Raw genomic sequence first — 10,861 nt, 5'->3', positions numbered from 1 at the left:
TAAGCGTTAAGCGTCTCTACTTTGTGATTCACAAAAATCAGATAGGATTGCTATAGTCATTTCGAGTGTATTCTTTGTGCTTGTTAGAATTTTGTGCTATGTAGCTCGTCTATTGACATTTGCTGACTTTTTATTTTTCAAGTTTAAGAAATGACTTTTATGATTTTGATAAATAAGAATATTTGATGCCATCAAAGGTGGTTAGATATCATAGGGTCAACAAGTGCATTTTGTAAAAAAATGTTTCAGGCAGAATAACATACTTTTTAGTGGAAAAGACTATTTCTTGTTAAAAAGGAGAAAAATGGTGAAAATATTCAAGCCAATTTTAGTGTTTCTTTTCCTGCTGTTCAATCTAGTTATTGCTCAGCCTTCATTTGCAGATCCAATTGCCGAAAAGAGTCCTGAGTATGCTCAGATTACTCAACAACTTAATCAACTCTTGCAGGCAAGAAATAACCCATCAGCAGCTGGTTACAATACCGTAGAGCAAATTCAGAAGGGCATCTCTGATTTGCAATTCCAGAAGTATATTATGGAAACCACAGAGGACTGGGGCGTCTGTCGCAATGAAACTGGAAGGACATTAGCTGTTTACGCTCATAAACCCAGCAAATATGGCTCTTCTGCCAACACCCTCTTTTACCTGGGAAATGGTCGAAAGACAGACGATGAATGGGACTGTGATGGCATTTACCTGCCGAGTGGTGTGAACGTAGCTGGTATAAGCATTCCTGTTACAGAAAATCCTGTTGTAGAAAATCCCGTTACAGAAAATCCCGTTGCAGAAAATCAACAGCAACAGCCAAGGCAGCCTCTATATGTCAAGATTGTGGATGGAACGAACTTAATTGTAAGAAGCAATCCATTAACTGGCGAGATTGAATTGAATGCACCTCCTGCTGGTGTTTTCAGTGTAGGCGAGTTAAACCCAGCAGTTCCTTATTTGTCTCAAGCGCAAATAGACGCACAAGTTCCCAACGCACCGATTGATTAGGTGAGACCAGTGCTTGATGAGGGTTTCCAACGCCAGATACCTGCACCAGGGTTACCCTCCCGCAGTACTGGCTCTTCCGTAGGCATCTGGCGAACCCGATAGCCGTAAGGCGTGGCGTTAGCCATAGGGTGAATTATTTTCTCTGACACTTTTACCCAATAAAGCTTTTTTTAGAGCAATACGGTTCAGATAAGCCCACAGCTACTAACTGAACCGTATTATTTTTTAGCGTCTTCCTCCCTGAATCTTGTCAAAAACAGTTCCATCTGCAAAGAACTTCTTCTGAACTGCGTCCCAGCCTCCGAAGTTTGAAACTGTGTAGAGTTTGCCAACCTTCGGAAACTGCTTCTGTGTTTCGTTAGCTACTGTAGAGTTCACAGAACGAAACCCTACTTTCGTAAATTCCCGTTGTGCTTCTGGTGTGAACAGGAACTTGACAAAAGCTTCTGCGACTTGACGAGTACCGCGTTTATCCACCACCTTGTCTACCACAGCAACCGGGGCATCAATGGAAATGTTGACTTGAGGAATCACCACAGCATTGTCAGCTTCACCTTTCTGTTTAGCTAGAATCTCTTCATTTTCATAGTTCAACAATACATCCCCTTGATTTCGCTTGTAAAAAGTATCACTGGCTTCCCGCGCATCCTTTGGCAGCACAGGGGTATTTTTGTAAACCTTAGAGACGTAATCGAGGGCTTTTGCGTCATCCCCTCCATTTTGAGTCACTGCACCCCACAGTCCCAAGAAGTTCCAACGGGCACCTCCAGAAGTTTTAGGATTGGCAGTTATGACGCTAACTCCTGGTTTAACCAAGTCGTTCCAATCACGAACTTGTTTAGGATTGCCTTTACGAGTCACCAACGCAACCACGGACTTAGTAACAATCCCATTGTTAGGAGCCTCTTTTTCCCAGTTAGGACCGATTAGCCCTGCCTTCTGGATTTGGTTCACGTCTTGTCCTAACGCCAGCGCTACTACATCAGCTTCCAAACCATCAATGACTGCTCGTGTTTGGGAACCAGAACCACCGTAACTCTCTCGAAAAGTGACGTCCTGTTTACGCTCTTGTTTCCACTTTTTGACAAATAGTGGAATGATTTTTGAGTAAGCCTCTTTGGTTACAGCGTAGGAAACCAGAGTTAATTCAAGTGGTTTTTGGTTCTGACTGATGAGTTCAGGCTTAGAAGTTGGGTTTTGTAGAGTCGCTCCTGCATAGACAGGTATGACTGCGCCAACACTTAAACCCGCAGCAATGAACAGGGTACGGGCACGGGTTGAAGACTTTTGCCAAGGTTGTGACCAAGACTTCCAAGTTTTGATTAGATCCATGATTGAAAATTGCTCCAGAAATAAAAGTACGGCTATTTGACTGAAAAATGTGTTTATTGATTTAATACAGTTCCATAGACTGATTAAAAAATCAAGTACCTGTGGTAACCATGACTCGCGATTAACAGAAGTCAGTTTTTCAAACCAAGTGTGAGCAACGCAGTACTGCAGGCGAGTTCCCCGACTAACAACGTCCTTCAATTGATTTCACTCCCTCCTTCTCTCTTTCCCTCAAGAGTGTTTCTTTGATTGGTAACGGGTTGCAATCGCTGCCCGTGAAGCGTTCCTACAGAACTGAAGAGTGAATTTTTGTGGAATGAAACATTCGTACCAGATCAATTGAGCGATTCTGGATTATCTTGATCCCAGCCACTAGTCTAAAATTCAGAGTTTCAACATCCATGTGCCAACTGCTGGGAATGAATTGCAATGTACCAACTGATATTTGCTTTTCTTTTGAGGGCTTTTCGACGCGGGGAGGCAAAACTGACGACCATCGCGATGGTTGGGGAATTGCTTTCTTTGAAGGGAAAGGATGCCGATTTTTTTTAGATGCCAAACCCTCTGTTTTCTCTCCCGTCGCTGAGTTTGTGCGACACTATCCTATCCACTCCACTCACGTAATTGCTCATATCCGCAAAGCAACTCAAGGCAAAGTTACTTTGGAAAACTGCCATCCCTTCCGTCGTGAACTGTGGGGAAGATACTGGGTATTTGCCCACAATGGAGATTTGCCAGGTTTTGATCCTAAAGACTTTAGTTTTTATCAACCTGTAGGTAACACCGATAGTGAAAAAGCTTTTTGCCTGATACTGGAAAGATTTCGAGAATATTTTCCTCAGAAAAAGCCTCCTTTGGAGAAACTTTACTCAGTACTTAAGGAAGTCAGTGAAAAATTAGCACAAAAAGGTATTTTTAACTACTTACTTTCCGATGGCGAACACTTTTTTGCTCACTGCTCAACAAAACTCAGCTACATCGTACGTCAAGCGCCCTTTGCAGCGGCTCATTTAATTGACCAAGACGTGACTGTTGATTTTAGTGAATTGACCAGTCCAAGCGATCGCGTTGCTGTCATCGCCACCACTCCTCTAACTGACAACGAAGTCTGGACGCAAATCCTCCCCGGAGAACTGCTAGTCTTTCAAGATGGGTTACCTCATAAGTTTCCATAGCTGCTTCCCGCAACAGTTTCTCCGGCAATAGCTCCCAAAAACTTCCACTTTTCTTATCAAGAAAGTGATGAATTTCTCTTGCATTTTCGGCAAATTCTATGTATTATATCTCACAATACGCTATAAATACGGTTAACTTAGCGCTATGCCGTAAAATGTCAGGGAAAAACAACATGAGTTTTTGGCAGCAGATCTTAGAATCAAAGCAAATATTCTTAAAAATCGTTCATAAATTTAGGCTGAATTCTATAAAAGGCTTTCTGTCACTGTTTTTGGTGGGAGTAAGTTTGAGTGTAGCGATCGCCGCTTGCTCTGGTAACGGTGCGAGTAATTCCTCCACTAGCACTGATGCAGGTGGTTCCACTGCAAAACCTGTGGCTGCAAATAACCAAGATGTGAGATTAACTCTTGTTTCTTTTGCCGTCACAAAAGCAGCTCACGACGCTATTATTCCAAAATTTGTCGAACAGTGGAAGAAAGAACATAACCAGAATGTCTCCTTTGATCAAAGCTATGGGGGTTCTGGTTCTCAAACCCGTGCTGTGATTGATGGTTTAGAAGCAGATGTTGTTCACCTAGCACTTGGGTTAGACGTAGACAAGATTCAGAAGGCTAAGTTAATTGAGCCAGGATGGGAGAAAGAATTTCCCAATAATGCCATTGTCTCCAAATCTGTTGCTGCATTAGTCACTCGCCCAGGTAATCCAAAAGGTCTCAAAACTTGGGCAGATTTGGCAAAGGATAACGTAAAGTTAATTACCGCTGACCCCAAAACCTCTGGTATAGCTCGTTGGAACTTCCTCGCGCTTTGGAATTCTGTCGCGAAAACAGGAGGAGGAGATCAAAAAGCGCTAGAGTTTGTGACCAAGGTGTACAAAAATGTGCCTATTTTAACAAAAGATGCTCGTGAAGCAACTGATATCTTTGCTAAGCGGGGTCAAGGGGATGCGCTAATCAACTACGAAAACGAGATTATTCTTGCGCAACAAAAGGGCGAAAAAGTAGATTACGTCATTCCTGATGTAAACGTCTCCATCGACAATCCAATCGCAATTGTAGATCAGAACGTCGATAAACACCGAAATCGGGAAGTTGCTGAAGCTTTTGTCAAATACTTGTACACTCCAGAAGCACAGCAGGAATTTGCCAAAGTGGGATTCCGACCTATAGAAGAAACTCCACAGACCAAGGAACTTGCTAGCAAATATCCCAAGGTCAAAAGTCTAGGTACAGTTCAAGATTACGGTGGCTGGGACTCTATTCAGAAGAAGTTCTTTGAAGATGGGGCTGTTTTTGACCAAATTCAAGCAAAAAAATAGTCATTAGTCATTAGTCATAAATTATCACTAATGACTCTCTCCCAGCCTACGGCTTGCTAGCCCCGGAGGGGGCGCTGCGCAAACGCTAACACTCCCCCATCTCCCTACTTTCTCACTCACTGCTTATGACTATATCTTCACCTCCATCATCTTCACAGGAAAAACAGGTTCGTCGAAAACTTCCAGGTTGGAAGAGCTACCTGGTTGGTTTGGCTAAGCTTCCCTGGACATGGCGAATTACTTTCTTGTACTTAGCTGTAATGTTGTTTTTACCAGTAACTGCGATGTTACTGAAAGCAGGTACTGAACCTCCTGCTAAGTTTTGGGAAATTGCCACCAGTGAAATTGCGCTCTCGACATACCAAGTCACTTTTTTAACAGCCCTAGCAGCAGGTCTCATCAATGGTGTCTTTGGCACACTTATTGCTTGGGTCTTCGTTCGCTACGATTTTCCTTTTAAGCGTTTGCTTGATGCCACCGTAGATTTACCGTTTGCATTACCAACGGCAGTAGCAGGGCTAACCCTAGCAACAGTTTACAGTGACAACGGCTGGATTGGCTCTTTATTAGCACCATTTGGGATCAAGATAGCTTTCACTCGCGCAGGTGTAGCAATAGCAATGATATTCATATCCTTACCATTTATCGTCAGAACAGTACAACCTGTACTGCTAGAGATGGAAAAGGAAACTGAAGAAGCAGCTTGGAGCTTGGGTGCATCTGAGTCGCAAACTTTCTGGAAGGTTATTCTACCACCGTTATTTCCCTCGATATTGACAGGTGTTGCTTTGGGTTTCTCTCGTGCAGTCGGGGAGTATGGTTCGACCGTCATTGTAGCCTCCAACACTCCCTTCAATGACTTAATTGCACCTGTGCTTATTTTCCAGCGCTTAGAGCAGTATGACTATTCTGGAGCCACAGTTATTGGGATGGTGTTACTCATAATTTCGTTGGTAATGCTGCTGGGAATTAATCTTTTACAAGCTTGGGGACGAAGATATGACGCAAAGTGATGATTTTCCACAACCACATTTTCATTCAACGACAGGAGCAGAACCAAATACTCAAAAGCGTGTTAAACCAAGAAATATTGCGCCAGTCATTTTGATTGGGATCGCAGTGTTCTATTTGGCTTTGGTAATCTATATTCCTGCTATCAATGTCTTCGTCCAAGCTTTTAAAGGTGGAATTGGTACCTTCTTTTCTAACCTCAGCGCACCCAATTTTATTCATGCAGCTTGGTTGACGGTAGCTTTGGCTGTCATTACTGTACCTATAAATACAGTATTTGGTTTGTGTGCAGCTTGGGCGATCGCCCGCCGCCAATTCCCAGGTCGTGCTTTTCTTTTAAGCATTATCGACCTGCCCTTTTCTATCTCGCCTGTAGTTGCAGGACTCATGGTTGTACTACTTTACGGGCGCAATGGCTGGTTCGGTCCAGCTTTACAAGCATTGGATTTCAAAGTTATCTTCGCTTTTCCGGGGATGGTACTGGCGACAGCATTCGTGAGTATGCCCTTTGTTGCGCGTGAAGTGATTCCCGTTCTAGAGGAGATAGGTGGTGACCAAGAAGAAGCAGCGAAAACGCTGGGTGCAAATGAGTGGCAGATATTTTGGCGCATCACCTTGCCAAATATCCGTTGGGGTTTGCTCTACGGCTTACTCTTAACCAACGCTAGAGCAATGGGTGAATTTGGTGCTGTTTCGGTAGTTTCTGGAAACATTGAAGGCAAAACTCAGAGCTTACCTTTATTTATAGAGGATTCCTACAAACAGTATCAAACTGAAGCAGCGTTTTCGGCTGCTGTCTTGTTAGGACTGCTTGCAGTCGTGACTTTGGTGGTGAAGGAGATTGTGGAACGGAATACAGGTAAGAAAACAAATGTAAAACATTAAAGCAGATGGTTAGTCAAGGGGTAAATTCACCTATGGTTTCAGACAATCAGCTCACCCACAAACGAATTCGGATCAGAATTCCAAAAGACTATCACCAAGAACCTGTCATTTCTCGCTTGGTGTCAGACTATGGTCTCATTGTGAATATCACAGCTGCTATGTTGGGTTCTAATGGTGTTGGAGATGGTTGGTTTGACCTAGATTTACAAGGAACTTCTGCACAAATTGATAGTGCGTTGATCTACATCAATGACTTGAATCTAGAAATTTGGCACGACATCGACACAGGGAGTTGGTGATGATTCATTCGTAATTTGTAATGACTAAGTTAATAGACCTCATTGAGTCTATTAGAAAAGTCAAGTTTTTCTGAAACCACAGACAAACACCAGAAGTACATAAACAATCTATCTTTATTGCTCTGCGTTGGTCTGCGGTTTCAAATATCTTTAAATCTCCTATTTTTGTCAAAGATCTAATGACTCACTAAAAGTGATAAATTATAAATTATTAATAACTATGATTACAGCAGTTTTTAAAAGCAGCAGTATCACAAAGATTCGCTTACGCCTACAGATTCCCGGACATTACCAACAAGAACCTGTGATTTCTCGCCTGATTGCCATTTATGGTTTAGTCGTTAATATTACGGGCGCAATGCTAGGAAAACAGACCAATGGAGAGGGATGCTTTGACTTGGAACTTCGTGGGACAGTAGCACAAATTAGGCATGGTTTAGCTTACCTGGAATCTTTAAATCTAAAAATTGTAGGTAAGCCAAACACTGAAGGAGATGGCTGGTCTTGCTAACGCATGGACAGCTATATTTCATAGTGCCAAAGTTCTTCTTCTTTTAAGACAATCCGATGCAAGGGAAGACGATGAATCAACCCCTGTTCCTCTAACTGAGTGAGGACGCGAGTGATTGTCACGCGAGTTGAATTAAGCATATCAGCAATATCTTGATGAGTTAGGCGTAAGTCAATGAGATGTCCGCTTTTTACCTCTCGACCAAATTTTTTTACTAACCAACCTAGGAGTTTAATAAGCATGACTTCCACTGTTTTATGGCTACGAATAATCATCAATTCTTCTGCTTGTTGAATATGGGCAAGCATAACATCCGTGAATGGAAACCACCCTTCTAAAGGCACTATGGTTACCTCTACTTTAGTTAGACACTCTATCTGATATGGTTCAAGTTTAGAAAACGCTTGACCAACGATATCTCCAGGTCCCCAAATACCCAAAGTCACAAGCGTACCATCTTCATGCCAAGTGATAATTCGCACAACTCCCGTTTCAATTTTTAACAAACTATTGTGCTTCAGGGGTAAGAATGAACGGGCCTTAAAGCTAAGTTTGGTGTTTTGTTCAGGAGGATTTTGAAAACGTGATGAAATAGACATTGTCATCTGATTCTCGCTTTTCGATAGACAAGCCGTACTTTTTTACAATATCAGTTTCTTGAAGGATCTTACTATGGGCATTGTTGTTGAGAATGTAACTAGGCAGTTTGGCTCTTTCCTTGCTGTTGATAACGTCAGTTTAGAAATTCCAACAGGTTCTCTTGTGGCGCTGTTAGGACCATCTGGATCTGGAAAATCAACTTTGTTGCGGATGATTGCGGGGTTAGAAGTTCCTAATTCTGGTCATATCTGGCTAATTGGTGAAGATGCAACATACAAATCGGTGCAAGAACGCCAAATAGGCTTCGTGTTTCAGCATTACGCTTTGTTTAAGCACTTGACAGTGCGCCAGAACATTGCTTTTCCCTTGGAAATCCGCAAGTTTGCCAAAAATAGAATTAAACCGCGAGTTGAGGAACTTCTGGATTTGGTGAGGTTGCAGGGATTTGGCGATCGCTATCCCTCCCAACTCTCTGGAGGTCAACGCCAACGGGTGGCGCTAGCAAGAGCATTGGCGGTTCAGCCGAGAATATTGCTGTTGGATGAACCTTTTGGAGCGTTAGATGCTAAAGTCCGTAAGGAATTAAGGGCGAGCTTACGAAAACTGCATGAAGATGTTCATGTGACAACTGTACTTGTCACCCACGACCAAGAAGAAGCAATGGAAGTTGCAGACCAAATTGTGGTGATGAATCAAGGTCGGGTAGAGCAAGTTGGTACCTCTGCTGAGATTTATGACCAGCCAGCAACACCTTTTGTCATGAGCTTTATTGGTCCAGTGAATGTTCTTCCACCTACTTCTGGTGTTTTACCAGATAGGGATTTAAATTCTCGAACAAACGAGCAAATCTTTTTACGCCCTCATGACGTTTTGATTCAGACCAGCCCGACTGAGGATGGGACACCTGCCAAGGTATTGCGCATTCTTAACTTAGGATGGGAAATTCGCCTTGAGTTAGTTCTCAAGTCTGGAGAAACAGTAAATGCTTTCCTCACTCGTGACCAGTTTAATAAGCTCAACCTTAAGGAAGAGCAGCGTGTCTATGTTACATCGAAGCAGGCAAAAGTTTTTCCGGCTTTAGGGGTGAGATGAGAAGTTGAAATGTAGCGCTTTTGACCAAAACTAAGGTCTAGTTCTGGTCATCTGTAACATTTTTTGTGCGCGATGCTCCAGCAGGGAGCGCTAGCAAGCAACATGAATTTGATAACCGTAAGGCGTGGCGCAGCGCCATAGGGAGCCAATACCTACGGAGGGTTTCCCTCCGTAGGTACTGGCGTTGGAAACCACGGCGTCTTCCTCCGTAGGCATGTAGCGTCCGCGCTGGCTCACTTCTGACTTGGTGACTCAGGAATTGCTGCTGTAAGCGGCATCATAATCTAGGTACAGAGGCATTGATCATCATCACCACATTAGGTAAAGAATTTTTACAAACTCCTCAGATTCCAATTGGTTCCAATTGAGCCAGCAAAAAACCTGATGATCTGCTCAAACCCGTAGTTGTCGGTGTTTCTAAACCCCAGGTGTCTTGACAAACCATTCAGTAAAAGCTACTATCCTTTGCTGCAAGGTTTTATTTTTCTTTCAAAAAAAATGATTTTTTATACACGTAAATCTGCAATTTCTAGCATTTCTAAATAAATCTTTATAAAAAAAAATAACGCAAAGAATCGACTTTACACGACAATGATTCTATGCTCAGACAACGACTACAAACTCTAAACCTAACTTCATCGTATTACTTTTTCTAACACACCTAGCACACACTCATCCCTTTACTTGCTGGTAAGCGTGCTCCCAGCAATGTTATAGAGTTTGATTGTTAGTCATCAAATCACTTTCTGTTGTTTCTCTATTATAGTCAACCAACTTGCGGCATGAAATCCCCAGAGTCTCTCAAGTGCTAAAAATTCTCATTTGGTAGAGCATGATTGCAAAGAGCACGGGTATGATAACTTGAATCAATTTCTCTACAAGGGAATGCTAAAAGCCAAATCCTTGGGATGGCTTCAATAACCTCTCAGTCGATTGCTCAATTAGTTTTACTTGACAAAACCCCATGATGTATTCCACAAGTCGTTCTCATAATTCTGCCCAGTCTCATAATTCTTCTTCTTCTACTGGACAACTGCCACAACGATTGTTTACACGTCGCGAAATCCTTCCAGCACGTAATGACGTACTGTGGCGGATTGAGCGCGGAGCAGTTCGGACATTAACCTGGAGTGAAGATGGAACGTTTATCACTTTAGGTTATTGGGGAGCTGGGGATTTGATTGGCTATCCTTTGTCTAGAGTCAAGCCTTACCAGATTGAATGTTTAACTAGCGTAGAAGTGACCGCACTGCCACCTCACTTATGGAGTCAGGATGTAAACGCCTTATTGTCTCACATTCAACAGGCAGAAGAGTTACTTAGCATTGTACATCGCAAGCCCATTTGCTTGCGTTTATGGCAGTTCCTTAGTTGGCTTAGTGCAAAGTTTGGCCGCGATGTGGAGCAAGGAAAACTGATCGATCTCAATGTCACTCATCAGGAGATGGCAGAAGTTTTAAATACAACACGGGTGACTGTGACTCGTTTGCTTCAGCAGTTTGAAGAAGAGGGAACCTTGATCCGTCACAAACGTCGTGTCATTCTATGTTCATCAAATAAGGAATCTAAATAGTCTACAGTAAAAAAGTGGTGATTAATTGTGTGTTAGTCACCATTAACATCTGGTACAATTCTGACAG

The 10,861-nt window shown here is 42.7% G+C and carries 13 protein-coding genes; 9 read left to right on the top strand and 4 right to left on the bottom strand.

Annotated elements, in window-relative coordinates; all coding sequences use genetic code 11:
- Window positions 1-304 precede the first annotated feature (304 nt).
- Window positions 305-997, top strand: coding sequence for a hypothetical protein (locus tag AC5590_RS21335; protein ID WP_211178465.1), 693 nt, complete (start codon window positions 305-307; stop codon window positions 995-997).
- Here AC5590_RS21335 and AC5590_RS21330 read toward each other — a convergent pair.
- Together AC5590_RS21330 and AC5590_RS21325 are read right to left on the bottom strand one after the other, a co-directional pair.
- Window positions 994-1,122: a hypothetical protein gene (locus tag AC5590_RS21330; protein ID WP_256379368.1), complete on the bottom strand. Its 129-nt coding sequence runs from the start codon at window positions 1,120-1,122 to the stop codon at window positions 994-996. The two genes, AC5590_RS21335 and AC5590_RS21330, sit on opposite strands and share 4 nt — an antisense overlap.
- Window positions 1,123-1,222: 100 nt before the next feature.
- Window positions 1,223-2,329 carry a sulfate ABC transporter substrate-binding protein gene (locus tag AC5590_RS21325; protein WP_169265428.1) on the bottom strand — a complete coding sequence of 369 codons (1,107 nt, stop codon included), beginning with the start codon at window positions 2,327-2,329 and terminating at the stop codon, window positions 1,223-1,225.
- A 401-nt stretch (window positions 2,330-2,730) separates the two neighbouring features.
- On the opposite strand from AC5590_RS21325, the gene AC5590_RS21320 reads away from it, so the two are divergent.
- From AC5590_RS21320 to AC5590_RS21295, 6 genes are all read left to right on the top strand, one after another.
- On the top strand, window positions 2,731-3,504 hold the full coding sequence (locus AC5590_RS21320; protein WP_169265427.1) for a class II glutamine amidotransferase: 774 nt from the start codon (window positions 2,731-2,733) through the stop codon (window positions 3,502-3,504).
- A 173-nt stretch (window positions 3,505-3,677) separates the two neighbouring features.
- Window positions 3,678-4,823 carry a sulfate ABC transporter substrate-binding protein gene (locus AC5590_RS21315; RefSeq protein WP_169265426.1) on the top strand — a complete coding sequence of 382 codons (1,146 nt, stop codon included), beginning with the start codon at window positions 3,678-3,680 and terminating at the stop codon, window positions 4,821-4,823.
- 125 nt (window positions 4,824-4,948) lie between these two features.
- Window positions 4,949-5,836, top strand: a complete 888-nt coding sequence (gene cysT / locus AC5590_RS21310) for a sulfate ABC transporter permease subunit CysT (RefSeq protein ID WP_169265425.1) — start codon at window positions 4,949-4,951, stop codon at window positions 5,834-5,836.
- Window positions 5,823-6,719: a sulfate ABC transporter permease subunit CysW gene (cysW, locus tag AC5590_RS21305; RefSeq protein ID WP_169265424.1), complete on the top strand. Its 897-nt coding sequence runs from the start codon at window positions 5,823-5,825 to the stop codon at window positions 6,717-6,719. Before cysT ends, cysW begins: the two co-directional genes overlap by 14 nt.
- 32 nt (window positions 6,720-6,751) lie before the next feature.
- Window positions 6,752-7,018 carry an NIL domain-containing protein gene (locus tag AC5590_RS21300; protein WP_169265423.1) on the top strand — a complete coding sequence of 89 codons (267 nt, stop codon included), beginning with the start codon at window positions 6,752-6,754 and terminating at the stop codon, window positions 7,016-7,018.
- A gap of 220 nt (window positions 7,019-7,238) precedes the next feature.
- A complete protein-coding gene (locus AC5590_RS21295) occupies window positions 7,239-7,529 on the top strand; it encodes an NIL domain-containing protein (protein ID WP_171976217.1) in 291 nt (96 codons plus the stop codon).
- 11 nt (window positions 7,530-7,540) lie between these two features.
- Here the strand turns inward: AC5590_RS21295 and AC5590_RS21290 are convergent, their stop codons facing one another.
- Window positions 7,541-8,128, bottom strand: coding sequence for a Crp/Fnr family transcriptional regulator (locus tag AC5590_RS21290; protein ID WP_169265422.1), 588 nt, complete (start codon window positions 8,126-8,128; stop codon window positions 7,541-7,543).
- A 73-nt stretch (window positions 8,129-8,201) separates the two neighbouring features.
- Between AC5590_RS21290 and AC5590_RS21285 the strand changes: the two genes are divergently transcribed.
- A complete protein-coding gene (locus tag AC5590_RS21285) occupies window positions 8,202-9,221 on the top strand; it encodes a sulfate/molybdate ABC transporter ATP-binding protein (RefSeq protein ID WP_169265421.1) in 1,020 nt (339 codons plus the stop codon).
- Window positions 9,222-9,311: 90 nt separating this feature from the next.
- Here AC5590_RS21285 and AC5590_RS21280 read toward each other — a convergent pair whose 3' ends face one another.
- A complete protein-coding gene (locus AC5590_RS21280; protein WP_169265420.1) occupies window positions 9,312-9,458 on the bottom strand; it encodes a hypothetical protein in 147 nt (48 codons plus the stop codon).
- Between the two features lie 730 nt (window positions 9,459-10,188).
- On the opposite strand from AC5590_RS21280, the gene AC5590_RS21275 reads away from it, so the two are divergent.
- The gene (locus tag AC5590_RS21275) at window positions 10,189-10,794 is read left to right on the top strand and encodes a Crp/Fnr family transcriptional regulator (protein WP_417281513.1); all 606 of its coding nucleotides are present in this window, start codon (window positions 10,189-10,191) and stop codon (window positions 10,792-10,794) included.
- Window positions 10,795-10,861: the final 67 nt, after the last annotated feature.

Source organism: Brasilonema octagenarum UFV-OR1 (genome assembly GCF_963888615.1).
Taxonomy (GTDB): Bacteria; Cyanobacteriota; Cyanobacteriia; order Cyanobacteriales; family Nostocaceae; genus Brasilonema; species Brasilonema sennae.
The sequence above is the reverse complement of the archived record's forward strand: the minus strand, read 5'-3'. Positions and strand labels throughout refer to the sequence as shown.